This is a genomic window from Aeromonas sp. PS2Canimalfood6 (genome assembly GCF_048276795.1).
GTDB classification, from domain to species: domain Bacteria; phylum Pseudomonadota; class Gammaproteobacteria; order Enterobacterales; family Aeromonadaceae; genus Aeromonas; species Aeromonas caviae.
Map to the genome: position 1 here is coordinate 64,211 of NZ_JBLUXC010000005.1, position 24,559 is coordinate 88,769.

The following is a 24,559-nucleotide window of genomic DNA, read 5'->3' on the forward strand; positions in this document are numbered from 1 at the left end:
TTGAAAGGCTAACCTTGAAGTAGGTCATCACCCTGAGGGCCTCCATCATGGATACCCAAGCCTTTCAACATCTACTGTCTCTCTTTCCACAGCTCACCATGCGCCAGCGTCGCCTCGCGCAACATGAACTCACTACCCCTCACCCAATCACCTCGCTGGCCGCTCAACTCCCGCTTGTCGATGTTGCCCTCACTGTCATGCCGAGGCTACGCAGTTGGCTCCCTGGGGTTGGAGTCGAGGGCTGCGTCGTTATCGCTGCAAGCAGTGTCTGCGCACCAGTTCCGTTCTCACCAAGACGCCTCTGGCTCGACTTCGCAAGGCACAATGCTGGGAAGACTACGCCCAGGCCCTCATCGACGGTCTGACCGTCCGACAGGCTGCCGTCCGCTGCGGAGTCTGTAAAAACACCGCCTTCTTGTGGCGTCACCGCTTCCTGAAAGCCATGGCGAGTCACCAGGCGGCACGGGAAGGGGGTATCGTCGAGGTTGATGAGACCTTCTTCTTGGAGTCGTTTAAAGGGCAACGTGGTTTGCCCCGCCCGGCCCGCCACCGTGGGGGCAAAGGCCGTACCCGAGGCACAGGGCCGGATTACATCCCGGTGATGGTGGTTCAGGACCGGGCTGGTCACCATGCGGATTTTCAGTTGGAGAAAATGAATGCCGAGACGGTGATAGCTGTTTTGACACCCCTTGTCTCGTCAGATGCGGTGTTGTGTAGCGACGGCGCCGGGGTGTATGCCAGTTTCAGCAAAGCGCAGGGAGTGACCCATCAGGTCGTGCGCAATCGCCAAGGCGAGCGTGTGGTTGACGCGTACCATATCCAGCATGTAAACGGATATCACCGTCGGTTGAAAGAGTGGATGGAGCGGTTCCATGGGGTAGCGACCCACTATCTGAGAAATTATCTGGGTTGGCGAAGGATGTTGGAGCGCTACGGGCGGGAAGTGAATGTACCACGTTGCTTGCATGAGGCGCTGGGGCGCCCCATGCAACACGTAATTGGGACATAGCCTTTGGCAAGGGGGTCTGGACGCGCAGGGGGAGGCGCTCGCCCAACAGGGCAACAGGGACAGGCGGAGCTTGCCAGGCAAGCCCCGCCTTGCGGCTTACAACCAGCGTTTTTCCCGGGTGAAGCAGACCGAGAGCCAAGCGTCTCCCAGGGTGTCGCCGAGGCGGGACCAGAGCTCCTGGCGCAGGGCATCCTGGCGTTCGACGGGCCACTCCTGGCCGGGGGCCACCAGGATGTTGAGCTCGAGATCGAAGCGGCGGCCGCTTTTTGCCAGGTGGCTGTAGCACTCGACCCCATGGCGCAGGCGCAGGGCTTCGACTTCGCTGGCCACCAGCCGGGAGACATCCCCCTTGGGGGCAATCTTCAGCACTTCCCGCAGGTTTCGACCGAGCACCTTGATGGGGATGAGGGTGGCGCACAGAGCCAGCAGGGAGACCAGCATCGGGTCTATGTAGCGGTTGTAGTGGCCGTAACCCAGGGTATCGAGCCCGATGGCGACCAGAAAGCCGATGAGCAGGGTGGCGCTGAGCAGGGTATCCACCAGCCACTCCTTGGAGTCCACCCGCACCAGCTCGGAGTTGACCCGCTCGGCCACGTCGGCCTCGATGAGATAGAGGATGCTGCAGAAGAAGGTGGAGACGACGGCATAGATGAGGGCGTGGCCGAGATCGATCTCCCGTCCGCCCGCCAGCAGGGAGGTGATGCCGCCATAGAGGGCACCGAGGCAGAGCAGCAGAATGATGGCGCCGTTGATGACGTTGGCGATGGGTTCGAAGTGGGCGTAGCCGTATTGGAAACGGGCGTCGGAGGGGCGGGTAACCAGGTAGGCGGTGATGAGCCCAAGGCCCGTCATGCCCATGCTGAACAGGGTGAAGATGCCGTCCAGCATGATGGCGTTGGAACCGACGAACAGACCATAGCCGATCCCGAAAATGGCAAAGGTGATGCAACCAAACAGCGACAGGGTCAGCGCCTGTTTTTCGGTGCGAATAAGCGTACTGATAACATGGCTGTAGTGAGCCATAAAAGTCCTCCTTTCAAATGGTGAAGATTGCGCGCGCAAGCGGTTTTCTAGCTGATATACTGCCCGCTCACATGTGAGCGGACTGGTTCGGACACCCGCAAAGAGGCAGGTCCGAACGGTCGTTGTCGCCGGAATGCCGGCATCAAGCAAAGGATGGGAACAAGGATTCATGATCCCGAGACTCGATTACCAGGACAGTTTGTCACCTACAACCCTGCAGTTTCTTGAGTTGCTGGCGCGATCAGCATTTCGTGGTGATATCGAAAAGTCTTATGCAAGCCGGTTGGCGATGGCGACGGATAACAGCGTCTATCAGGTCGTACCTCAGGCGGTTCTCTATCCGCGCAGCGCGGATGACATAGCGGTGATGCTCAAGCTGGCCCAGGGGCCTGAGTACGCGACCTTGAGTTTCTTCCCTCGCGGCGGCGGTACCGGCACCAATGGCCAATCCTTGGGCGGCGGCATTATCGTCGATCTCTCGCGCCATATGAACCAGATCATGGAAATTAATCTGGAAGAGGGTTGGGTGCGGGCCCAGGCCGGAGTGGTCAAAGACCAGCTCAACGCCTTTTTGAAGCCCCACGGCTACTTCTTCTCGCCGGATCTCTCCACTTCCAACCGGGCCACCTTAGGGGGCATGGTCAACACCGATGCCTCGGGGCAGGGCTCCTTGGTGTACGGCAAGACCTCGGATCATGTGCTCGGCCTCAAGGCCGTGCTGGAAAACGGCGATCTCATGGCCACCGAGCCGGTGACCGGTCAGCGTCTGGCGGACAAGCTGGCCCTCGAGACCCGTGAAGGGGAGATCTATCGCACCCTCTATCGCATCGGCCGCGAGCGGCGCGCCGACATCGAAGCCACCTTCCCCAAGCTCAACCGCTTTCTGACCGGTTACGATCTCAAGCACCTCTATCAGCCCGAGAGCGACACCCTGGACGTCAGCCGGGTGCTGTGCGGTTCGGAAGGTTCCTTGGGTTTTATCACCGAAGCCAGGCTCAACATCACCCCCATCCCGCGCTATCGCACGCTCGTCAACGTCAAGTACGACAGCTTCCCCTCCGCGCTCAGAAACGCCCCCTTTATGGTACAGGCCCACGCCCTGTCGGTGGAAACGGTGGACTCCCGGGTGCTGGGACTGGCCCGCGCCGACATCATCTGGCACTCGGTAAAGGATCTCATCCAGGATGTGCCGGGCAAGGATCTGCAGGGGCTCAACATCGTCGAGTTTGCCGACACCGACGAGAATGAGCACAAGGCCAAGGTGGCGGAGCTGTGCCGGCGCATCGACGGTCTGCTGGCGCGTGGTGAGGCCGGGGTCATTGGCTATCAGGTGTGCGACCACCTGCCGAGCATCGAGACCATCTATGGCATGCGCAAGAAGTCGGTGGGGCTGCTCGGCAACGCCGAGGGGCGCAAGAAGCCGGTGGCCTTCACCGAAGACACCGCCGTGCCGCCGGAATCCCTGGCGGACTTCATCATGGAGTTTCGTACCCTGCTGGACGCTCACGGCCTTGATTACGGCATGTTCGGCCACGTCGATGCCGGGGTGCTGCACGTGCGCCCGGCGCTGGACTTGTGCGATCCCGAGCAGGAGGTGCTGCTGCGGCGCATCTCCGATCAGGTGGTGGCGCTCACCGCCAAATACGGCGGCCTGATGTGGGGGGAGCACGGCAAGGGCTTCCGCTCCGAATACAGCCCCGCCTTTTTCGGCGAGCTGTGGGAGGAGCTGCAACGGGTCAAAGGGGCGTTCGACCCGGCCAATCGCATCAACCCGGGCAAGATCTGCATGCCTTATGGCAGCGGCGCTTCGCTTGTCTCGGTGGACGGGCCCAAGCGCGGCAAGTTCGACCGCCAGATCCCGATTGCCGTGCGCGAGAGCTATACCCGGGCGCTGGATTGCAACGGCAACGGTCTGTGTTTCACCTTCGAGACCGACTCCCCCATGTGTCCCTCGGTCAAGATCAGCCGCGACCGCCGTCACTCTCCCAAGGGGCGGGCCGGCCTGATGCGCGAATGGCTGCGCCAGCTGGCACAGCAGGGCTTCGATCCGCTGAGTGAGGAGGTGGCGCTGCAAAGCGGTGGTCTGCGCTTCAAGCAGATTGTCGACAAGTTTCGCAACACGGTGGCCCGCGCCCGCGGCGAGTATGACTTCTCCCACGAGGTGATGGAGGCGATGGAGGGGTGCCTGGCGTGTAAAGCCTGCACTAGCCAGTGCCCCATCAAGGTGGATGTGCCCACCTTCCGCGCTCGCTTCATGCAGCTCTATCACAGCCGCTATCTGCGTGGACCCAAGGATTACTTCGTCGGCACGGTGGAAAGCTATGCCCCCTTGCTGGCCAAGGCGCCGAAACTGGTCAACTTCTTCCTCGAGAAGGAGTGGGCCCAGAAGGCGACCGAGAAGAGCATCGGCATGGTGGACGTGCCGCTATTGAGCGTGCCGACCCTGGCCGAGGAGCTGCGTGACCATCGCGCCCGCTATTTTGACCTGCCGGGGCTGGAGGCCATGAGCCCCGAGCAGCGTCAAAAAGTGGTGCTCATCGTGCAGGATCCCTTCACCAGCTATTACGATGCCCCCGTGGTGCGTGACCTAGTGAAGCTCGCCAGCAAGCTCGGCCTGCAGCCCTATCTGCTGCCGTTCAAGCCCAACGGCAAGCCCCAGCACGTGAAGGGTTTCCTGCGCGCCTTTGCCCGTACCGCGGCCAGCAGCGCCCAGTTCCTCAACAAGGTGGCGGCGCTCGGCATCCCCATGGTGGGGGTCGATCCCTCCCTGGTGCTCTGCTATCGGGACGAATACGTGAAGGCGCTCGGCCCCGCCCGTGGCGACTTCCAGGTGCTGCTGCCCCAGGAGTGGCTGCTCTCCTTGCCGGCCGAGGCGCTGCCTGTGCGAGAAGCGGACGCCGGCGCCGAGCCCTGGTATCTGTTCGCCCACTGCACCGAGAAGACCGCCAAGCCGTCGACCCACGGTGACTGGAGCACCCTGTTCCGCCGCTTCGGTGCCACCCTGCAACCGGTGTCGGTGGGCTGCTGCGGCATGGCGGGTACCTATGGTCACGACGCCAAACAGGTGGAGAACTCCAAGGGCATCTATGGCCTGAGCTGGGCCGAGCCCTTGGCTCGCCTGCCGCAAGCTCGCTGTCTGGCCACCGGTTACTCTTGCCGCAGCCAGGTGAAGCGGATGGAGGGGGAGAAACTCAAGCACCCGCTGCAGGCCCTGCTGGAACTGCTCTGATGCTGACCCTGCCCAAGCGGTTTCGGGTGCCGCAAGCCTATCGGCACCCGCACTTCCTGCTGCTGCCGGTCAATCCGACCCAGGCGGTGGTGGAGTTCGTCGCCATGCTGCGCGAGCGCGAGCAGCTTCATCAGCTGTTTCGCCCGGACGATGTGTGGCCCTCCGCCAATTTCAGCCTGAGCCAGCACGAGGCCGATCTGGAGTGGCAGCACTCCGAGTTTCTGGCCAAACGCTCCTTTGCCTATGGCCTCTGGAGCCCGGCGCGGGAGCCCGAGTTCTGGGGCGGGGTTTACCTCTATCCCTCGGTGTTGCCGGAGGTGGCGGTGGAGCTCTTCTTCTGGAAGGTGGCCGAGGCGCCGCTCACCGATGCCGAACTGGAGGCCGAACTGCGCGCCTGGCTCGGCAAGGTATGGCAGTGGCCCGCGCCGCGCCTGCCGGGGCGGGATCAGCCATGGGCCGAGTGGCCAGGGGTGACCTATCCCTGGTGAGAGTCAACCTCGATGCAAGATGCCCCGGCGTGGGCATCTTTTTTTTTGCTCCTTTTTCGCCGACACTGCTGGTTTGCCGCTACGGCGCAGCGATAACCCGTTGATCACGCAAGGAGTCCGCTCACCATGAGTCAAGAAAGCAGCCCCATCTGGCGCAAGCCCATGAGCCTCGAAGGGCTCAACGCCAGCTCTCGCAATACCCTGATGGCCCACCTCGACATCGTCTATACCGCCTTTGGTCTCGACTGGCTGGAGGCCACCATGCCGGTGGATCACCGCACCCATCAGCCGCTCGGCATGTTGCACGGCGGCGCCTCCGTGGTGCTGGCGGAGACGCTGGGTTCCTTGGCGGCCAACATGGCGGTCGGGTCTGACAGTTATTGTGTCGGGCTGGAGGTCAATGCCAACCACCTGAGAGCCAAGCGGGAAGGGGTGGTGACGGGGCGCTGCACGCCACTGCATCTGGGGGCGACGACTCAGGTGTGGCAGATAGAAATTCGCGATGAACGTGGTCGTTTATTGTGCACCAGCCGGTTGACCATGGCGGTGCTCAAACACAAGCGGGACAAGGACTCTGGCGAAGCGTGATCTGCAATAACGCACCATGAGTGAAAAATAAGCAAGCCATAGTCGCAAGATCCCTCTATAATTGCCAACGTCTTGAGAGGCTTATCACATTTTTCAAGACAGCAGAACAAAGTGGCGCTATAATCGCCGCCTTTTTGCTATTCCGCGGTGTTAGCCGCCTGCCTTAATCTGGAAGAATCTATGTCTGATACCGAACAACTGCCCCTTTTTAGTGAGCTTGGACTGGCCGCGCCTGTACTGAAAGCGCTGCAGGACGTGGGCTATGAGCGCCCGTCCCCCATCCAGGCCGCAGCAATTCCCCACCTGATGGCGGGCCACGATCTGCTGGGGCAGGCGCAAACCGGTACAGGGAAGACCGCTGCTTTTGCCTTGCCTCTGTTGTCTCGTCTGGAAGCTGGTAACCGCAACACCCAGATCCTGGTGCTGGCACCGACTCGTGAACTGGCCCTGCAGGTGGCTGAAGCGTGCCAACGCTATGCCCACCACATGCCTGATTTCCACGTGCTGCCCATCTACGGTGGCGCCTCCTACGAAACCCAGACCCGCGCCCTGCGCCGCGGTGCTCAGGTTGTCGTGGGTACCCCGGGCCGCGTGATGGACCTGATCCGTCGCAAGAACCTGGACCTCTCCGGCCTGAAAGCCCTGGTGCTGGACGAAGCGGACGAGATGCTGCGCATGGGCTTCATCGACGACGTGGACTGGATCATGGAACAGTGCCCGGCCGGTCGTCAGGTTGCCCTGTTCTCCGCCACCATGCCGGAGCAGATCCGCCGTGTGGCCCAGAAGCACCTGAAGCAGCCCAAAGAGATCAAGATCGCTTCCAAGACCGCGACCGCTACCACCATCCGCCAGCGTTACTGGCAGGTGACCGGTCTGCACAAGCTGGACGCCATGACCCGTCTGCTGGAAGTCGAGCCCTACGAAGCCCTGCTGGTGTTCGTGCGTACCAAGAACGCCGCCGAAGAGCTGGCCGGCAAGCTGGCTGCCCGTGGTCACGCCTGTGAAGCGCTGCACGGTGACATCCCGCAGAAGCTGCGTGAACGTACCGTCGACAAGCTGCGCCAAGGCCAGCTGGACATCCTGATCGCCACCGACGTGGTTGCCCGTGGTCTGGACGTTGAGCGCATCACCCACGTGGTGAACTACGACATCCCCTACGACACCGAATCCTACGTTCACCGTATCGGCCGTACCGGCCGTGCCGGTCGCAAGGGCGAAGCCATCCTGTTCGTGGCACCGCGCGAGCGTCGCATGCTGCGCGCCATCGAGCACGCAACCCGTCAGGCCATCGAGCCGATGAAGATGCCGAGCACCGAGGACATCAACCAGCACCGTCTGGCCAAGTTCAAGGAGCGCATCCGCGAAACCATGATGGGTGAAGAGCTCGAGATCTACGTGAACCTGGTGAACGAGCTGATCGAAGAAGACTCTGCCGATCCGCTGGAGCTGGCTGCCGCACTGGCCAAGCTGGTACAGGGCGACCAACCGCTGCTGCTGGATGACTCCATTCCGGATCCGGTGTTCAACGCCGGCAACGATCGCGGTGGTTTCGAGCGTCGTGACTTCAATGACCGTGGTGGCCGTGATTTCGCCGACCGTGGCGATCGTCCGGCCCGTCGCATGCCGTCCCTCGAACCGCGTCCGCTCAAAGACAACCCGGACGTGGAGATGGAGCGCTACCGCGTCGACGTGGGTGCCCATCACGGCGTCAAGCCGGGCCAGATCGTGGGTGCCATCGCCAACGAAGCGAACATCGAGAGCCGCTTCATCGGCAACATCGACATCGCCGATGACTTCTCCACCGTCGATCTGCCCAAGGGCATGAGCGCCGAAGTGCTGGAAGTGATCAAGAAGGCCCGTGTCTGCCAGCGTCCGCTGCAGATCAGCCGCTACACCGAAGTGCCGGCCGGCAGCAACACTGCTCCCCGTCCGCCCCGCGGTGATCGCCCGTTCCGTGGCGACCGTCCTTTCAACAAGGATCGCCGTCCACAGGGTGACCGTCCCTTCAACAAGGATCGCCGTGAAGGCGGTTTCGACAAGGGTCGCAAATTCGGTGGCAAGCGCCGCGACAGCTAAACCCTGACTGCACTGATGAGAAGGCCGCTCCATGGAGCGGCCTTTTTTGTGTCTGTTTTTCAGATGCGTAGCAAAGATTGTCACCTTTTTCCGGCCGGGGCGGGCACCCGGTTTTATGAGGAGCCAGTGAAAGAAAAATGGTGCAATCCATTTGCCTGGGGGTGGCGCCTGGTGTCATTCTTTGGGAAGCGATTGGGTACTTTTGGAAGGCGTAGAGATAGTTGCTGGTTGCAAACGACTGCGACTTTGGTCTGAAGGTGCATTCTGTTGTTTGCATATGAGTCAGCAGAGTGAGATGAATAAATAAACCGTATGACAGGGAGGTGCGTGATGGGCAAGTGGCTTGGCAAGGTGTTGCTGATATCTGGATGGCTCGTGTCGGGTATGGTGTTGGCGGAGGAGCCCTTCTTCAGAATTGCGGGGGCGGGGTGCTGCAATGGCAAGGGGGAGGTGGTGCTGACCCGTGCAGAGTTTGAGGCCTTGCCGCAGACGGAGGTTAAGACAGGGACGCCCTGGACCGAGGGGGAGCACCTCTATCGCGGGGTGTTGCTGCGGGACCTGGTCAGGATCTACGGTCTCAAGAGCCAGGAGGTCAAGGCCCTCGCGGTCAATGAATACTGGGCCGCACTGCCGCTGGAAGACGGGGAGAAGTACCCGGTGCTGGTGGCCGAGAAGCAGGATGGCAAGGCGCTGACTTTGCGCAACAAGGGGCCGCTCTGGGTCATTTATCCCCTCACCGACCATCCCGAACTCAACAAGGAGCTCTATCACAGCCGGATGGTGTGGCAGCTGGCGGCGCTGGAGAGCAAATAAGATGCTGTGCGGCAAGTTCTTGAGCCTGATCCTGATGGTGACCACCTTTTTGGGGGTGACCCTCTGGTCGGTCTGGAACTATGACCGCGCGTTCAATGCGGTGACGCGCTACACCCAGCTCTCCGCTTGGGCACTGGCCCAGCTCGAGCTGGAGATCCACGCCTTCGAGGAGGGCTTGCAGCTCTATCGTGCCGGTGCCGCCAGCCGGGAGGAGATGAACAAGCGCTTTGACATTGCCTGGAACCGGCTCGATGTCTTCCTGCACGGGGAGGAGGCAAAGTCGGTCAGGGCCCGATTCGGTGCGGACAAGGCGGTCGGCAAGATCCTCGCTCTCTTCGAACATTATGAGCAGGATGTGGTGCATGGGGAGCCGGATTCCCCCGCACTCAAGATGTTCACGGCCGCGCTCGATGACGAGATGCGCGGGGTGCGGGACGTGATGGTGAAAAACTTCACCGGGCCCTCTGCCATCGCCCAGCGCGAGCTGCTCAACGAGTCGAAAACCCAGAACTTCTTCATCCTGGGTTTTCTGATGTTGGCGACCATGGTGATGTTGATGGTGCTGTTTCGCGAAGTGCGTCGCCAGCATTTTCTGGCGTGGAACGACCCTCTCACCCGTCTCCCCAACCGGGCGGCGCTCATCAAGCACCTCCAGCAGTGGACCAGCCATCCCGGTCGGCGCAGCAGCATCACCGTCTGCCTCATGGATCTGGGGCATTTCAGGGAGGTCAATGACAGTCTGGGTTACGAAGTGGGGGACGCCTTGCTCAAACGGCTTGCGGCGCGGATCAAGGCCGCCTCTGGCCAGGGGATCTTCGTTGCCCGAACCGGCAGTGACGAGTTCACCCTCATCATCACCGGCACCATGCCCACCTATCTGCGCTTCCCGTTTCTGGAGCAACTGCGCAGCGAGCTGGCGGATCTGGTGTTTGCTGCCGATCCGGCGCACCGGGTCCGGGTCTTCATGGGCACCAGCCAGTACGTGAAACCGGATCATTCACCGGAAGAGATGCTGCTGTTTGCCGATATCGCCCTCGACAGCGCCAAGCGCAAACGGCTGAATCGCAATGTGCTCTTCTCCAGCAGCATGTATCAGCACTATCAGCGCAAACGCCGGCTGTCGACCGAGCTGCGGGAGCTTATCCACTGCCCGCAATGCCCGCAACTGGCCCTTTACTATCAGCCCATCGTGCGCGGCCAGATTGTGGTGAGGCTGGGGGCCGAGGCGCTGATCCGCTGGCATCATCCTGAATATGGCTTTATTGCCCCCCTCGACATCATCTCGCTGGCAGAAGAGAACGGGTTGGGCGAGGCGCTCGGGGGCTGGATCATCCGGCGCATGCAGCTCGATCTGTCCGGCTTCCCGAAGGAGGTGCTAGCACCGCTCGAGATCTCCATCAACCTCTCCAACTCCATGTTCAACATGGGGTTGGCCAGGGAGATTGAAGAGAAGATGGGTGATGGTCCGTTGGGATTGCACCAGTTAATAGTGGAGCTGACCGAAACCATCGCCCTCGATGACATCGCCCTCAGCAAGCAGATCATTCACTCCCTGCGCCAGATTGGGGTGCGGGTGGCCCTCGATGACTTCGGGACCGGCTGGTCCTCGCTCTCTTACCTGCGTGAACTCTATTTCGACAAGCTCAAGATAGACAGATCCTTTATCACCGCGATCGACAGTGACACCCGGCAGGCGCTCTTCGTCGAGACCATCACCACCCTCTCTCATCAGTTGGGGGTGCGTGTCGTGGCAGAAGGGGTGGAAAACAGCGATGAGCTCAAGGCGGTGCTCACCATAGGGGTGGATGAGATCCAGGGTTATTTCTACTCGCGTCCCTTGCCGCTGCCGGAGTTCATGCAGTTCTGTCACCGCTATTTCGCCCACAGCGCCGCCATTCAGGAAGTGGCACTGGGGTAGCCTTGGGGCAATCGAGCTCCTGTAGCCTTGTCTTCGAGTCCCTCTGTTCGATTGTTCCTGGTTGATATTTCATCCCGACACCTTTCTCCCATGGCAGGACCGCCCATTACGCGGTTTTCTTGTGCCTCCTGCCAGAACGAGGGTGCGAGAGGGCAGGCCCGGTGCTACCTTGTGCCACGAACAGTGCCACAGGGCAGAGGAGCCATAGATGGATCGCTTGGGAGTGATGGAGGTGTTCGTGCTGGCGGTGGAGACCGGCTCGTTTTCGGCGGTGGCCCGCCGACTGGGGATGGGGCAACCCACGGTTTCCAGATTGATTGCCCAGCTTGAGGCGCACCTTGGCAGCCGCCTGTTGCTGCGCTCGACCCGGGGGCTGGCGCCTACCGAGGCCGGAGAGGCCTACTATCTGCGGGCGAGAGAGATCCTGGCCCAGGTCAACGAGGCCGATGCCATGGTGCAGCAATGCCGGGCGGGCCTGAGCGGACGCCTGCGGGTGAGCGCTCCCGTCACCTTCGCCCGCCTGCATATCATTCCCCATCTTGCCGGTTTTCTGGCGGCTCACCCGGGACTGGATCTGGAGATCCTGCTGGATGACGGCAATGTGGATCTCATTTCGGCGGGCATCGAGGTGGCTCTGCGGATCGGCAAACAGGCCGACTCGTCGCTGGTCGCCCGCTGTCTCGCCCGAAGCGACATGCGGGTGTTGGCGACGCCGGCCTATCTGGCCGCCAAAGGAGAGCCTGAGACCCCTCAGGCTCTGCAACAGCATGATCTGGTGCTTTACAGTCCACGGCCCGGAGTGGGGCAACAGTGGCGATTTCGCCGCGGCGTCGAAGAGAAGGTGGTTTCCGGAGAAGGCAGGCTGACGGTCTCGGCGGCCGAAGGCATGCGCGCCGCCGTGCTGGCAGGACTGGGGCTCGGTATCGCCTCGGAGTGGATGTTTGCCCCCGAGCTTGCCCGCGGCGAGGTGGTGGCGGTGCTGCCGGAGTGGCAACTGCCCATGCAGGAGCTCTGGACCCTGCTCCCGGCAGGTCGCCAGCCTGGTGCCAAGGCGAGCGCCTTTCTGGCATTCGTGACCGGCCTGCCCGGCGTGGGGCATACGCCAGCGGAATAACTGTTATGGTCCCCACCGCTCTACTGGTGGCGACGCTCCCCGGGTAGGCTGTGCGCATGGGGCCCGTATCCTGGCGGGAGCCCTTCTAACACGAGGAGAAGATCATGAGTACATCGCCTTCTGCCGGAGGGGCCGCAACCCCCGGCCCCTCCCTGCTCTTCGCCATGGCCCTGTCATGCGGCCTGGCAGTTGCCAACATCTACTACAACCAGCCCATGCTGGCGGTGATGGCGCAGGACTTTCCCGGGCACTCGGGCATGCCATTGATCGCCATGCTGACCCAGCTCGGCTATGCCATGGGTCTGCTTTTGCTGGTGCCGCTTGGCGATGTGGTCGAGCGCCGCTGGCTCATTCCGGGGCAGTTTGCATTGATCGCGCTGGCTTCCCTGCTGGCGGCCACGGCCACGAGTGCCACCACCTTGATGCTGGCCTCCGTCCTGCTCGGCATCGGGGCCACGGCGGCCCAGCAGATAGTTCCGGTGGCGGCGACCCTGGCAGATCCTGCCCGCCGTGGTGCCGTGGTCGGCAGCGTGATGAGCGGCCTGCTGGCCGGGATACTGCTCAGCCGCACCGTCGCCGGCCTGGTCACCGCCTATGGCAGTTGGCGCGCCATGTTCTGGCTGGCCATTCCCCTGGCCCTGTCGGGGGCCCTGCTGATGGCCAGGATGATACCGTCCGGATTGCCGCGCTCTCCCCTCGGTTATGGCCGTCTGCTTCACTCTCTGGTCGGTCTGTGGCGCGAGGAGCCAGCCCTACGCCGCGCGACCCTGACCCAGGCCTTGCTGTTTGCCTCCTTCAGCGCCTTCTGGACCGTGCTGGCGTTCTACCTGGCCGAACCTGCCTATGGGTTGGGGGCCGACATGGCGGGTCTGTTCGGCGTCATCGGGGTGGCTGGGGTGGTGGCGGCTCCTTTGGCAGGCCGGATGGCGGATCGGTTGGGGGCCAGACCAGTGGTATTGGCCGGTGCCGTGTTGGTGGTGCTTGCCTGGATCTGCTTCGAGCTGTGGCTCTCTCTGGCCGGGCTGGCGTGCGGGGTCATCTTGCTGGATCTCGGAGTGCAGAGCGCACTCATCGCCCATCAGCAGCGCATCTATGGTCTGAGACCTGAGGCCAGGGGGCGCATCAATACCCTCTTCATGACCGGCATGTTCCTGGGGGGAACCCTCGGCTCCAGCCTGGGGATGCTGGTCTGGCAACAGGGACACTGGATCGGGGTGGGAGCAGCCGGCATGGGGTTGGCCCTGGTGGCCTGTCTCTGCGCCCTGGCCAGCAGGCGGGGGCTGCAACCGGCCATCTGAGGCATGTGCAAGACAAGAAAGGCGACCTCGGGGTCGCCTTTTGTCTGTCTGCTCGGGATGGTCTCAGAGCACCATGGCGGCAATCCAGCCGAAGATCACCAGGGGGATGTTGTAGTGGATGAAGGTTGGCACCACGCTGTCCCAGATGTGGTCGTGCTGACCGTCGGCATTGAGGCCCGATGTGGGGCCGAGCGTCGAGTCGGAGGCGGGGGAACCCGCGTCCCCCAGCGCGCCCGCGGTGCCCACCAGGGCGATGGTCGCCATGGGCGAGAAGCCGAGGTGGATGCACAGGGGCACATAGATGGTGGCGATGATGGGCACGGTGGAGAAGGAGGAGCCGATCCCCATGGTGATGAGCAGGCCCACCAGCAGCATCAGGAAGGCCGCCAGTCCTTTGTGACCTGCCATCATGCTGGAGACGGACTGCACCAGACTCTCCACCCCGTGGGTCTCCTTCATGACGGCGGCGAAGCCTGCGGCCGAGATCATGATAAAGCCGATGAGGGACATCATGCGCACACCCTGGGTGAAGGCATCCTGGCTCTCGCGGAATTTGATGACGCCGCCGCAGGTGAAGATGATGAAGCCTGCGAGCGCCCCCAGCACGATGCTGTTGGTCATCAGTTGCAGACCGAGTGCCACGGCGATGGCCAGCAGGGCGACCCAGATGTGGTTGAGATTGAGCTCGACCGTCTCGGGTTCGGCGGCCAGGATCTTCTCCAGATCATACTGACGCGGCTTGCGGTAGCTGAAGAAGACGGCGATGAGCAGGCCGAGGAACATGCCGAATACCGGGATGGCCATCGCCAGGGGCAACTGGCTGAATTCCACCGGTACGCCGTTGTCGACGAGATTCTTGGCCAGGATGTTGTTCAGGAAGATGCCGCCAAAGCCCACCGGCAGCAGCATGTAGGTAGCGGTCAGGCCGAAGGTGATGACGCAGGCCACCTGACGGCGGTCGATCTGCATCTGGGCCATGACATGCAGCAGCGGCGGGATTAGGATGGGAATGAAGGCGATGTGCACCGGGATCAGGTTCTGGGAGGAGATGGAGACCGCGAGCACCGAGGTGAGCAGCAGGCTCTTGACCCAGAGAATGCGGGTGCTGCTGGCATCCTTGCCGAGCTGGTTGATGACCTTGCGGGCCAGCAGATCGGTGATGCCGGAGCGGGAGATGGCTACCGCGAACGCCCCCAGCATGGCGTAGGAGAGGGCGATTTCTGCACCGCCGCCCAGGCCGCCGGTGAAGGTGCTGAGGGTCTGCTCGAGGGAGAGTCCGCCGAGCAGGCCACCCACGATGGCACCGATGGCGAGGGAGACCACCACATTGATCCGCAGCAGGCTGAGCACCAGCATCAGCGCCACCGCGATAACAACAGGATTCATTTGATTTCCTTATGGATTGTGTTGCTGTCAGTCGTGTGAAAGCCAGCTAGTTTGCGAAAAACAGGCTAAATGTCGAGAAAAAAATCGGCAGATCCCGGCCAAGGGACGCATCTTCTGCTGGCGGTGAACGGGAACCGGGAAAATGGCCCTTATTCCTTGCCCAGACAGGTCCCCTCATGCAGACAGGCTGCCATGGGCAGCCTGTCTGGGCAGGGGCTGGGAGTGTTCAGCCCTCGTCTTCGGTGTCCGTCGTTTCATCCGGGTTGGCCAGAGGCCAGCCTCCCAGGCTCTTCCAGCGATTGACGATGTGGCAGAAGAGCTCTGTGGTGCGCTCGGTGTCGTAGAGGGCCGAGTGGGCCTCTTTGTTGTCAAAGGGGATATTGGCGCTCTGACAGGCCTTGGCCAGCACCGTCTGCCCCAGGGCAAGACCCGAGAGGGCGGCGGTGTCGAAGGTGGCGAAGGGGTGGAACGGATTGCGCTTGAGGCCGGCCCGCTCGGCGGCGGCCATCACGAAGCCGTGGTCGAAGGTGGCGTTGTGGGCCACTATGATGGCGCGACCACAATCCTGCTCCTTCATGCCCTTGCGCACCCCCTTGAAGATCTCGGTGAGTGCTTCCTTCTCGTCCACCGCGCCCCGCAGCGGGTTGAAGGGGTCGATGCCGGTGAACTCCAGCGCCGCTTTCTCCAGATTGGCGCCCTCAAAGGGCTGGACATGAAAATGGAAGATCTGGTCAGGGACGAGCCAGCCCTGCTCATCCATCTTGAGGGTGTGGGCGGCTATTTCCAGCAGGGCATCGGTCTTGGCATTGAATCCGGCGGTTTCAACATCGATGACGACGGGGTAAAAGCCGCGAAAACGGCCCTTGAGGGTGTGAACGGCGTCGGTCATGGTATCTCGGTCGGCGTGAAAGGAGGCGGCATTATGGCAAAAAAGCGTGCCCTTGTCCCTTATCTGCCGCCATGGGACGGCAAGAGGGCCATTTTGAAACACCTGTGCTTATAATGGGCGACGTCAACCATGGAGGGAGAGGACGATGAAGAAGCTGGGATTGGCACACAAGATGATGTTGGTGGTCTGTCTGCCGCTGTTGGCCCTGCTGTTTTTCTCCGGCCGGTACGTCTATGAACGTTATCGGGTCGAACAGGAGATGAGCGGCGCCCTGGTCGCGCTGGCGGTGGTGAAGGAGGCGGCGCAGCTGGCCCATGAGCTGCAACGGGAGCGCGGCATGTCGGCCGGCTTCCTCGGCTCTGGCGGCAACAAGTTTCGCGATGCGCTGCCTGCCCAGCGCAAGGTGGTGGACAGCCTGTTGCAGCGTTTTCATCAGGATCCTGCCTTGCTGGCGCTGACCGAGGTGCAGCAGGGAGTGGCCGGACTCACTGCCATGCGTGAGCGGGTCAGCGCCCTGGGGGTCGAGGTGGCGGAACAGGTCGGCTTCTATACCCGCCTCGTGACCGCCTTGCTGGCGGTGGTGGACAAGATAAGCGTCGACAGCATGGATGCCACCATCGCCCTGCAGACCAATGCCTACGCCGCCTTCCTGCAGAGCAAGGAGCGTGCGGGGCTGGAGCGGGCGACGCTCAGCAACGTCTTTGGCCGTGACAGCTTCACGCCAGCGCTGTTGCAGCAGTTCATCTCCCTGCTGGCGGCCCAGAATACCTATCTCGAACGTTTCCAGGCGGTGGCGAGTCCCGCCCAGCGCCAGTTGCTGGCCGACAGCCTGGCCTCGCCAGTGGTGAGCAAGGTAGCCGCCATGGAGAAGCTGGCGCTCGACAAGGCGGCCAGCGGCGGCTTCGGGGTGGATGCCGAGGCCTGGTTTGCCTTGAGTACCGACAAGATAGGCCTGCTCAAGGAGATAGAAGACAGCCTCTATCAGCAGCTCTTCGAGCGGGTTGAACAGATGCGGGTCGGGAGTGCCAGTGACTTCTGGTGGGGGGCGGCTGGCGTGTTGCTGTGCATCGTCCTGACCACCTTCGTCTGCTGGCGGGTAGTGCGGGATCTGCATCTGGGCTTCATGGCCCTGCACCAGACCTTCAAGCGCCTGGTGCAGGAGAACGACCTGACCGTGCGGGTCGACTGGCGATCCGGGGATGAGCTGGGGGCCCTGGCGCGGGATCTGAACCATTTCCTCGGGCACCTGGAGAGTTTGCTGCTGGCTGTGCGCCACTCCTGTGACGTGCTGATACGCAGCGCCGCCAGCTCGGCCGAGGTCATTGCCGAGGTGAATGCCGGCGTAGTCAGGGGATGCGGGCAGGTGGATCTGGTGGCGACTGCCGCCACCGAGATGGCATCGACTGTGGCGGAGATTGCCCGCAACGCCACCCAGACCTCCCAGGCGACTCAGCAGGCCATCGGCCGGGCGAAGCAGGGTGACAAGGAGGTGGATCAGACCATCCACACTATCCAGCAGGTCGCGGGTACCCTGAGTGATACCCAGCAACTGGTGGACAGCCTGCATCGGGATACCGAGTCGGTGGGCGAAGCGCTCAACCTCATCAAGCAGATCTCGGACAGAACCAACCTGCTGGCCCTCAATGCCGCCATCGAGGCGGCCCGTGCCGGTGAATCCGGGCGCGGCTTTGCAGTGGTGGCCGACGAGGTGAGAGCACTTGCCTCCCGTACCCAGCAGGCGGCGGATGACATAGAGCGGATGCTGGGCCGCTTGCGCCAGGGGGCCAACGAGGCGGTGGCTGCCATGCACACGGGGACCGAACAGGCGGGTCTGAGCGTGACGGAGGCCAAACGGGCGGGGAGCGAGCTGACCGACATCGTCAACGAGGTGCGCAAGGTGAGCGACATGACGGCCCAGGTGGCCACCGCCACCGAGGAGCAGCGTTACGTGACCGACGACATCCAGCAAAACGTGATGACCATCCGTGACGTGTATGAGGCCCATCGCCAGCACTCCCATACCCTGCAACAACACAGTGCCGAACTGGATGCCCTGGCCCGGGATCTGGCGGGACGCATCGCCAGCTTCAAGCTGATGGCCCCTTCTTCCCCCCACTGAGCGTTTTGACCTAAAGCTTGTCCTGCCGCTGCCGATAGATAATTCGAGATAGTGTGGAGGACAAGCCGTTGAATGCTTGGGTGTTGGGGTTGATCAGCATATCAGTGAGTATGCAGTTGCAGGCGGGCGTGACCGAATTTGGCGCCGGTCTGGATCAATCCGTCTGGCGCCTGACCTCTGATACCCAGGTGGAGTGCAGGCTGGAGCATCCTATTCCCCGCTGGGGAACCGGGGCCTTTGTCAGCCGGGCCGGGCGCAAGATCAATCTGGATTTCGAGCTCAAGGGGCAGCGACCCCAGGCGCGTACCCAGACAGTGAGCCTCGGGATCATGCCCCCCAGCTGGCGTCCCGGGGTGGCCGGGCGACAGATCAGCCAGTTGCAGTTCTATCAGCAGTTTGACGGCCTGGTGGCGGGGCAGACCGCCTGGACCATGCTGGACGAGCTGGAAGGAGGGCGTATGCCGACTTTCCAGTATCGCGACTGGTATCGTCAGGACAGGCCGGTGCGGGTATCGCTCTCGTCGGTCAATTTCAGGGTGAAGTACCAGGCGTTCATGGACTGCCTGAGTGGCTTGCTGCCCTACAGCTTCAACGACATCGCCTTCAGCGTGCTCTCCTATGACAAGAACAGCGATCAGTTGTCACCGGCCTCCAAGCGGCGGCTGGCGATGATCGGTGACTATGTGAAGGCAGACAAGAGCATCGATGTGGTGGTGATCGACGCCTACAGCGACAGCTATGGCGGCCGCTGGCCAAACCAGAAGCTCTCCGAGAAGCGGGCGGATGCCATCAAGCAGGTGTTTGTGGATCTCGGCATCGAGGAGGGCAAGATCTCGGTGGAAGGGCACGGTGAGAAACAGCACGTGGCCTCCAACGAAACGGAAGCTGGCCGAGCCAAGAACCGCCGGGTGGTGATCAACATGGGACGCAACGGCACTATCTGATCCCGATGAGTCATCGAGAGGGGCGGGATTTTCGCTGTAGTCAGGAATAAAAAATGCCAGTCGGCGAACCGACTGGCATTTTTTTCACGGGTATCCGGGATTACTTGGCCAGGGATTCCGGCAGGTTTTCACGGATCTTGCCGAGCATCTCTTTCAGCACGCGGGGGTTGGCTACCACGATGTTGCCGGAGTTTTCGTAGTTGTGACCACCGACGAAGTCGGTGACGATGGCGCCGGCTTCTTTGGCCAGCAGCTCACCGGCGGCGGTGTCCCAGGGTTTCAGGCCGATTTCCCAGAAACCGTCGACGCGGCCAGCGGCCACATAGGCGAGATCCAGCGCGGCGGAGCCAGCACGGCGGATATCGGCACACTCGATGAACATGCTCTGGAACATCTTCAGGTAGGGTTCGATGTGGTGCTTCTGCTTGAACGGGAACCCGGTGGCCAGGATAGTGCCGGAGAGCTCTTTGGCCTTGCCGACACGAATACGGTAGCCGTTCAGCTGGGCGCCGCTGCCACGGGTGGCAGTGAACAGCTCGTCACGGATGGGATCGTAGACAACGGCTTGTTCGGTCTTGCCCTTGACGCGCAGAGCGATGGAAACGGCAAAGTGCGGAATGCCCTTGACCAGGTTGGTCGTGCCATCCAGTGGGTCGATGATCCATTGGTAGTCCGGATTGGTACCGGCAATCTCACCAGACTCTTCAGCAACGATGCTGTGTTCCGGGTAAGATTTTTTGATGGTGTGAATGATGGCCGCTTCGGCGTCACGGTCAACGTTGGTCACGAAGTCATTGCTGCCTTTCTGGATAACCTCGATGTTCTCGGGTTGAGAAAAGGCTTTTACTACTACTTGACCGGCGTTGCGCGCAGCGCGCACGGCGATATTCAGCATCGGATGCATAGGTTCACCACTGGATGTTAAAGAACGGGGGATAAAAGGACGCGACATCTTACCAAGATATTCGGGAATAGCAACTGCTATGCCCTCATTCGGTCAGGGTGGTGACTGACAGATCTGACGGCTCCAATAAAGACCTGTAATCAACTAGTCTTATCGCGACAGCCGGATAACAGGCTGTGGTGAGCATAGGGATATGAGCCATGAATCTGTCATTAATCAGTCAGAAACCGTCGTCGCCGACGACTCTGGGTGTGTTGGCCGCACTGCGTGCCGCCAGCGAAGAGAGCGATTATGTCACCGAGGTCCGGGTGGCGCAGCCCCAGCAGTGGCAGCCGTTGAAGGATGAAGCGGCGATCCTGCTGCTGGAAGAAGAGGGCGCTGCCTGGCCTGTTCCGCTCTGGCCTGCAGGAGGCAGTACACTGGGATTGCCGGTGCTTCCCCTGTTGGTGCATCGACAGTATGAACATCCTCCACAGGGGCCGGATGTCAGGGATCCGCATTTTTATTTCGTCTCCAACGGTATTCTGCTGGATGAGGCCGAACTGGCGGATCCTGCCTGCAGCCTGGTGCTGCAAAGCAAGTTTGAATCCTATTTCCCGCTGCTTTCCCGTCTTATCTTGCTGCGCCAGCGCCAACCAGGGGTACTGAGCAGCTAATCATCTCCCCCTCGATGCGGGCTGTTCAAGGGGCACAATATTTGTCATAACTGACCGATATTGTGCCGCTTTGCTATGGCCTGCGCAGCGGCTCACTGTGTGTTCGTCGACGGAGGTGACATGAAGGTTTATGAGCTGAGACGAGCCCCCAATGCCCGTCGGGTCAGAATGTTTCTGGCGGAGAAGGGGATCGAGATGGAATATCAGCAGGTCGATCTGGGGGCGGGGGAAAACCTGGCGCCCACCTTTTTGACCAAGAACCCGGCCGGGCGCATTCCTGTGCTGGAACTCGATGACGGAACCTGTCTGAGTGAAACCCTGGCCATCTGCCGCTATTTTGAAGAGCTCCACCCAGAGCCGAACCTGTTTGGCAGCACCGCGCTGGAGCGCGCCACCATAGAGATGTGGAGTCGCTTCATCGAGTTCAACCTCTGGCTGCCGACCGGTATGGCGTTTCGTCATATCACCGGTTTTTACAAAGACCGGGAGCGGGTCTTCCCCGAATGGGGGGAGGAGTGCAAGCAACAGGCTCAGATCTGGTTTGACAAGCTTGATGCCCGTCTTGCCGAGGTGCCCTATATTGCGGGGGAACGCTTCACCATCGCCGACATTCTTGCCCTCTGTACCATTGATTTTGGCAAGGTGGTCGGCCTGCGTATCACCCCCGAACAGCCCCATTTGCAGGACTGGCATGAACGGGTGAGTGCCCGGTCCAGCGCCCAGGCCTGATCCTTTCCCCTGAACGTTCAAGGAGTCCAAGATGATAGAGTTGTACACAGCCGCCACGCCCAACGGGTTCAAGGTGTCGATTGCCCTCGAAGAGCTGGGACTGCCCTACAAGGTCATTCCCCTTGATTTCGCGACCATGGAGCAGAAGAAGCCCGAGTTCCTGGCCATCAACCCCAATGGCCGCATCCCGGCCATCGTCGATCGGGACAATGGTGACTTCGCAGTGTTCGAGTCCGGCGCCATCCTTATCTATCTGGCGGAAAAAACCGGCAAGTTGCTGCCACAGGATCCCAAGCGCCGCTCCCAGGCCATCCAGTGGCTGATGTTCCAGATGGGGGGCGTCGGTCCCATGATGGGGCAGGCCAACGTCTTCTATCGCTATTTCCCCGAGAAGATCCCGGCCGCCATCGAGCGTTACCAGAAGGAGGGGCGACGCCTGTTCGAGGTGCTCGACGGTCATCTGGCACACCATGAGTATCTTGCGGACGAGTACAGCATCGCCGACATCGCTACCTGGCCCTGGGTGCGCATCCACGACTGGAGTGGTATCTCCATCGAGGGGTTGGTGCATTTGCAGGCCTGGATGGCACGCATGGAAGCCAGGCCCGCCTGCCAGAAGGGCATCACCATTCCACCGCGCAATGAGAGCCCCGAGGATCAGGTCAAGCGGGCGCAGCAGATGGTGACTCGCTGACACCATCATGATGGCCCTGACGGGCCATCTTTTTTATTCCCCTTTGACTCCCCGTTGTTTGACGATCTGCATCGCAGTCGCTTTTTGTCTTTCAAATAAGCCATTTATCAAAAATCAAAAGTCATTCTTCCTGATTAATTGTTATGTTATAACGCAACTTCTTTGGTTGATGAACATGAAGCTTGGATGGAAAGGATGACAAAAAAATGCACCGCAGCCGGGTGGTTCGCCCTGGCTCTGATGGCAGGAACGACTGCAGCCGACGGCAAACCGCTTGCCATGGTGGGGCCCTGGGAGATCCACAGTGTCGACCCTGCCAGCAACGGGGTCTTCTTTACTCGCATGCAGGTGGCGGAGACCCTGGTGGATGTCGATGGGAAAGGCAATCTGCAACCCGGGCTTGCCAGTGAGTGGTCGCGTAGCGATGACGGTCTGCAGTGGCGATTCACGCTGCGCCCCGGGGCCCGTTTTCACGATGGCAGCGAGGTGAGCGCCGAGCAGGCCGCTTTTGCCCTGCAACAGGCCTGGCGCAAGCCCGGCGTGATGACCAGCGCTCCCATTGTGTCCATCGAATCTGGAGATGGCGTCTTGAAGGTCACCCTGAGCGAACCCTTCGCCTCCCTGCCGGCCGTGCTGGCCCACCCCAGCACCCAGATCCTGGCGAAGGCCGCCTACGATGCCAAGGGGGAGGTAACCCAGGTGATAGGCTCTGGCCCCTACCGCATCACCCGCCTGCAACAACCCCAGCGGATAGAGACTGTGCGTTTCGACGCCTGGCAGGGGGCCAAGCCCGCAATCGAGGAGGTCAGCTACCTGACGGTGGGGCGTGCAGAGAGCCGCACCCTGATGGCCGAGAGCAGTCAGGCCGACATCGCCTGGGGGCTGGATCCGGTCAGCATCCGCCGCTTGCAGCAGGCGTCACGGGTCTCCATCGCCTCGGTTACCCTGCCACGGACCATCCAGCTCAAGCTCAATGGCGCCGATCCCCGTCTGAGCGATCCGGTGGTGCGCCGTGCCTTGAGTCTCGCCATCGATCGTCGTGGTATGGCAGCCGCCCTGCTGCGGGATCCGGAGATGGCGGCAACCCAGCTCTTTCCCCCCACTCTGGGGGAGTGGCACCAGCTCGGGTTGACGCCGCTTGCCTATGACGTCAAGGCGGCCCGGGCGGCCTTCGCGGCGGCAGGCTGGCAGCCGGGGGAGGACGGTGTGCTGCGCAAGGGGGAAGAGCGCTTCGCCCTGACCTTGCGTACCTTCCCTGACCGTCCGGAGCTGCCGCTCCTCGCCACGGCACTGCAGGCGCAGTGGAAGGCGGTGGGGGTGGATCTCAAGGTGGCGGTGGGCAACTCGAGCGAGATCCCGGCGGGCCATCAGGACGGCTCGCTCCAGCTTGGTCTCTACGCCCGCAATTATGCCCTGGTACCGGATCCCTTGGTCACTTTGCTGGGGGATTTGGCCCCTGCCGGTGCGGACTGGGGGGTGATGAACTGGCATTCCCCGGCCATGACGCAAACGCTGACCCGCCTTGCCACGCAAGCCTTGTCGCCCACAGACGCCGCTGCGGCTCGCCGGGAGATAGCCACGACACTGCAACAGGAGTTGCCGCTCCTGCCCATCGCCTGGTACCGCCAGAGCGCGGCGGTCAGTCGGGGGCTGGAGGGGTTTGAACTCGATCCCCAGGAGCGCAGCTATGGCCTGGACAGGTTGACATGGAGCGCACGATGACAGCGACACCCTTGTCTCGCGTCATGGGGATACTGGGTCAGCGTCTGGTGCAGGCGCTGGTGGTTGCCCTGCTGGTGGCCGGACTCTGTTTTCTGATGGTGCAGTCTCTGCCCGGAGACATCGCCTTTCGTATCGCGGCGGGTCGTTATGGCTATGACTATGTCATCGCCGAGACGGCCAACGCGGTGCGCAGCGAGCTGGGGCTGGCCGGCTCGGCCCTTGCCCGTTTTGGCGACTGGCTGTGGGCCTTGCTGCAAGGGGATCTCGGCAGCTCCCTGGTGACGGGCGCACCGGTCGCCACCGACGTGGGTCATCACCTGGGCGCCACCCTGACGCTCGCGAGCGCCTCCGTGGTGCTGGCGCTGGTGGTGGCGCTGCCGCTTGGCAGCCTGAGTGCGCTGCGTCCGGGGGGATGGTGTGATCGCCTGACCCTGGGCTGGAGCGTGCTGATGCGTGCGTTGCCCCCCTTCTTGCTCGGCCTGGTGCTCATGGTGATGCTCTCGGTGGAGCTGGGCTGGGTCAGTGCGGCAGGGCACGGGGAGGGGAGCAACCTGCTGCTGCCCGCCCTGACCCTGGGATTGGGGCTCTCCGGCGTGCTCTCCCGGGTGGTGCGTGAAAGCGTGCTCACCGTGGTGCAGTCCGGTTATTACCGATTTGCCCTCACCAAGGGGCTTTCGCCGGCCCGGGTTTTCTGGCGTCACGGTCTGCGCAACACCGGGGTCAGCATCATCGCCTACACCAGCGTGCAACTGGTGCTGCTCATCGAGGGGGTCGTGGTGGTCGAGAGCCTGTTTGCCTGGCCCGGGATCGGCCATGCGCTGGTGCACGCCATCTTCTGGCGCGACATCTCCATGGTTCAGGGGACCGTGCTGGTGCTGGCGGTGCTCTTCGTGCTGCTCAATACCCTCACCGACCTGCTTTGTCTTGCCATTGACCCCCGTGGTCCCAAGGAGTCCTGAT

19 protein-coding genes and 1 pseudogene are annotated in these 24,559 nt (G+C 61.9%); 16 read left to right on the forward strand and 4 right to left on the reverse strand.

Translation table 11 applies throughout. The annotated features are described in order from the left end of the window. Nucleotides 1-47 precede the first annotated feature (47 nt). A pseudogene (locus ACNPAA_RS03790) lies at nt 48-1,009 on the forward strand (IS1595 family transposase). A 96-nt stretch (nt 1,010-1,105) separates the two neighbouring features. On the opposite strand, the gene ACNPAA_RS03795 reads toward ACNPAA_RS03790, so the two are convergent. Next, complete coding sequence (locus ACNPAA_RS03795; protein WP_171865220.1) at nt 1,106-2,032, reverse strand: cation diffusion facilitator family transporter; 927 nt, start codon at nt 2,030-2,032, stop codon at nt 1,106-1,108. Nucleotides 2,033-2,201: 169 nt separating this feature from the next. On the opposite strand from ACNPAA_RS03795, the gene ACNPAA_RS03800 reads away from it, so the two are divergent. From ACNPAA_RS03800 to ACNPAA_RS03835, 8 genes are all read left to right on the forward strand, one after another. Continuing rightward, entirely contained in the window at nt 2,202-5,261 is a 3,060-nt protein-coding gene (locus tag ACNPAA_RS03800) for an FAD-binding and (Fe-S)-binding domain-containing protein (protein ID WP_171865222.1), read from the forward strand. After that, nucleotides 5,261-5,749 carry a hypothetical protein gene (locus ACNPAA_RS03805; RefSeq protein WP_017408064.1) on the forward strand — a complete coding sequence of 163 codons (489 nt, stop codon included), beginning with the start codon at nt 5,261-5,263 and terminating at the stop codon, nt 5,747-5,749. The genes ACNPAA_RS03800 and ACNPAA_RS03805 overlap by 1 nt, the downstream gene beginning before the upstream one ends. 126 nt (nt 5,750-5,875) lie before the next feature. Beyond that, nucleotides 5,876-6,337, forward strand: coding sequence for a hotdog fold thioesterase (locus ACNPAA_RS03810; protein ID WP_104453054.1), 462 nt, complete (start codon nt 5,876-5,878; stop codon nt 6,335-6,337). Between the two features lie 180 nt (nt 6,338-6,517). Beyond that, on the forward strand, nt 6,518-8,413 hold the full coding sequence (locus ACNPAA_RS03815) for a DEAD/DEAH box helicase (protein ID WP_016351112.1): 1,896 nt from the start codon (nt 6,518-6,520) through the stop codon (nt 8,411-8,413). Nucleotides 8,414-8,743: 330 nt separating this feature from the next. After that, on the forward strand, nt 8,744-9,226 hold the full coding sequence (locus tag ACNPAA_RS03820) for a molybdopterin-binding oxidoreductase (protein ID WP_104453053.1): 483 nt from the start codon (nt 8,744-8,746) through the stop codon (nt 9,224-9,226). A gap of 1 nt (nt 9,227) precedes the next feature. Then, complete coding sequence (locus tag ACNPAA_RS03825; RefSeq protein WP_171865224.1) at nt 9,228-11,144, forward strand: putative bifunctional diguanylate cyclase/phosphodiesterase; 1,917 nt, start codon at nt 9,228-9,230, stop codon at nt 11,142-11,144. A 208-nt stretch (nt 11,145-11,352) separates the two neighbouring features. After that, the gene (locus ACNPAA_RS03830) at nt 11,353-12,258 is read left to right on the forward strand and encodes a LysR family transcriptional regulator (protein ID WP_042882841.1); all 906 of its coding nucleotides are present in this window, start codon (nt 11,353-11,355) and stop codon (nt 12,256-12,258) included. A 104-nt stretch (nt 12,259-12,362) separates the two neighbouring features. Then, nucleotides 12,363-13,556, forward strand: coding sequence for an MFS transporter (locus ACNPAA_RS03835; protein ID WP_171865226.1), 1,194 nt, complete (start codon nt 12,363-12,365; stop codon nt 13,554-13,556). Nucleotides 13,557-13,619: 63 nt separating this feature from the next. Here ACNPAA_RS03835 and ACNPAA_RS03840 read toward each other — a convergent pair whose 3' ends face one another. Both ACNPAA_RS03840 and rnt read right to left on the reverse strand, forming a co-directional pair. Beyond that, entirely contained in the window at nt 13,620-14,942 is a 1,323-nt protein-coding gene (locus ACNPAA_RS03840) for a Na+/H+ antiporter family protein (protein WP_039038758.1), read from the reverse strand. A 226-nt stretch (nt 14,943-15,168) separates the two neighbouring features. Further along, a complete protein-coding gene (rnt, locus tag ACNPAA_RS03845) occupies nt 15,169-15,831 on the reverse strand; it encodes a ribonuclease T (protein WP_010675098.1) in 663 nt (220 codons plus the stop codon). A gap of 145 nt (nt 15,832-15,976) precedes the next feature. On the opposite strand from rnt, the gene ACNPAA_RS03850 reads away from it, so the two are divergent. Both ACNPAA_RS03850 and ACNPAA_RS03855 read left to right on the forward strand, forming a co-directional pair. Beyond that, nucleotides 15,977-17,950, forward strand: a complete 1,974-nt coding sequence (locus ACNPAA_RS03850; protein ID WP_223930462.1) for a methyl-accepting chemotaxis protein — start codon at nt 15,977-15,979, stop codon at nt 17,948-17,950. Between the two features lie 68 nt (nt 17,951-18,018). Beyond that, complete coding sequence (locus tag ACNPAA_RS03855) at nt 18,019-18,894, forward strand: flagellar protein MotY (protein WP_039038755.1); 876 nt, start codon at nt 18,019-18,021, stop codon at nt 18,892-18,894. Nucleotides 18,895-18,994: 100 nt separating this feature from the next. On the opposite strand, the gene suhB is transcribed toward ACNPAA_RS03855, so the two are convergent. Continuing rightward, complete coding sequence (gene suhB / locus ACNPAA_RS03860) at nt 18,995-19,798, reverse strand: inositol-1-monophosphatase (RefSeq protein WP_039038754.1); 804 nt, start codon at nt 19,796-19,798, stop codon at nt 18,995-18,997. Nucleotides 19,799-19,998: 200 nt separating this feature from the next. On the opposite strand from suhB, the gene ACNPAA_RS03865 reads away from it, so the two are divergent. The 5 genes from ACNPAA_RS03865 (at nt 19,999) to ACNPAA_RS03885 (ending at nt 24,558) form a co-directional block, all read left to right on the forward strand. Beyond that, a complete protein-coding gene (locus ACNPAA_RS03865; RefSeq protein ID WP_183149834.1) occupies nt 19,999-20,454 on the forward strand; it encodes a hypothetical protein in 456 nt (151 codons plus the stop codon). A 120-nt stretch (nt 20,455-20,574) separates the two neighbouring features. Continuing rightward, nucleotides 20,575-21,183 (forward strand): glutathione S-transferase family protein, encoded by a 609-nt coding sequence (locus tag ACNPAA_RS03870; protein ID WP_226044089.1) that lies wholly within the window; start codon nt 20,575-20,577, stop codon nt 21,181-21,183. A gap of 31 nt (nt 21,184-21,214) precedes the next feature. Then, entirely contained in the window at nt 21,215-21,877 is a 663-nt protein-coding gene (locus ACNPAA_RS03875; RefSeq protein WP_039038751.1) for a glutathione S-transferase family protein, read from the forward strand. A gap of 195 nt (nt 21,878-22,072) precedes the next feature. Continuing rightward, nucleotides 22,073-23,599, forward strand: coding sequence for an ABC transporter substrate-binding protein (locus ACNPAA_RS03880; RefSeq protein WP_417891600.1), 1,527 nt, complete (start codon nt 22,073-22,075; stop codon nt 23,597-23,599). Further along, nucleotides 23,596-24,558 (forward strand): ABC transporter permease, encoded by a 963-nt coding sequence (locus ACNPAA_RS03885; RefSeq protein WP_417891601.1) that lies wholly within the window; start codon nt 23,596-23,598, stop codon nt 24,556-24,558. Before ACNPAA_RS03880 ends, ACNPAA_RS03885 begins: the two co-directional genes overlap by 4 nt. The last annotated feature ends 1 nt before the right edge of the window (nt 24,559 follow it).

What these genes read in the sequence shown, in the direction of transcription:
- ACNPAA_RS03795 (WP_171865220.1), bottom strand. Translation starts at nt 2,032, where the DNA reads ATGGCTCACTACAGCCATGTTATCAGTACGCTTATTCGCACCGAAAAA.
- ACNPAA_RS03800 (WP_171865222.1), top strand. Translation starts at nt 2,202, where the DNA reads ATGATCCCGAGACTCGATTACCAGGACAGTTTGTCACCTACAACCCTG.
- ACNPAA_RS03805 (WP_017408064.1), top strand. Translation starts at nt 5,261, where the DNA reads ATGCTGACCCTGCCCAAGCGGTTTCGGGTGCCGCAAGCCTATCGGCAC.
- ACNPAA_RS03810 (WP_104453054.1), top strand. Translation starts at nt 5,876, where the DNA reads ATGAGTCAAGAAAGCAGCCCCATCTGGCGCAAGCCCATGAGCCTCGAA.
- ACNPAA_RS03815 (WP_016351112.1), top strand. Translation starts at nt 6,518, where the DNA reads ATGTCTGATACCGAACAACTGCCCCTTTTTAGTGAGCTTGGACTGGCC.
- ACNPAA_RS03820 (WP_104453053.1), top strand. Translation starts at nt 8,744, where the DNA reads ATGGGCAAGTGGCTTGGCAAGGTGTTGCTGATATCTGGATGGCTCGTG.
- ACNPAA_RS03825 (WP_171865224.1), top strand. Translation starts at nt 9,228, where the DNA reads ATGCTGTGCGGCAAGTTCTTGAGCCTGATCCTGATGGTGACCACCTTT.
- ACNPAA_RS03830 (WP_042882841.1), top strand. Translation starts at nt 11,353, where the DNA reads ATGGATCGCTTGGGAGTGATGGAGGTGTTCGTGCTGGCGGTGGAGACC.
- ACNPAA_RS03835 (WP_171865226.1), top strand. Translation starts at nt 12,363, where the DNA reads ATGAGTACATCGCCTTCTGCCGGAGGGGCCGCAACCCCCGGCCCCTCC.
- ACNPAA_RS03840 (WP_039038758.1), bottom strand. Translation starts at nt 14,942, where the DNA reads ATGAATCCTGTTGTTATCGCGGTGGCGCTGATGCTGGTGCTCAGCCTG.
- rnt (WP_010675098.1), bottom strand. Translation starts at nt 15,831, where the DNA reads ATGACCGACGCCGTTCACACCCTCAAGGGCCGTTTTCGCGGCTTTTAC.
- ACNPAA_RS03850 (WP_223930462.1), top strand. Translation starts at nt 15,977, where the DNA reads ATGAAGAAGCTGGGATTGGCACACAAGATGATGTTGGTGGTCTGTCTG.
- suhB (WP_039038754.1), bottom strand. Translation starts at nt 19,798, where the DNA reads ATGCATCCGATGCTGAATATCGCCGTGCGCGCTGCGCGCAACGCCGGT.
- ACNPAA_RS03865 (WP_183149834.1), top strand. Translation starts at nt 19,999, where the DNA reads ATGAATCTGTCATTAATCAGTCAGAAACCGTCGTCGCCGACGACTCTG.
- ACNPAA_RS03870 (WP_226044089.1), top strand. Translation starts at nt 20,575, where the DNA reads ATGAAGGTTTATGAGCTGAGACGAGCCCCCAATGCCCGTCGGGTCAGA.
- ACNPAA_RS03875 (WP_039038751.1), top strand. Translation starts at nt 21,215, where the DNA reads ATGATAGAGTTGTACACAGCCGCCACGCCCAACGGGTTCAAGGTGTCG.
- ACNPAA_RS03880 (WP_417891600.1), top strand. Translation starts at nt 22,073, where the DNA reads ATGACAAAAAAATGCACCGCAGCCGGGTGGTTCGCCCTGGCTCTGATG.
- ACNPAA_RS03885 (WP_417891601.1), top strand. Translation starts at nt 23,596, where the DNA reads ATGACAGCGACACCCTTGTCTCGCGTCATGGGGATACTGGGTCAGCGT.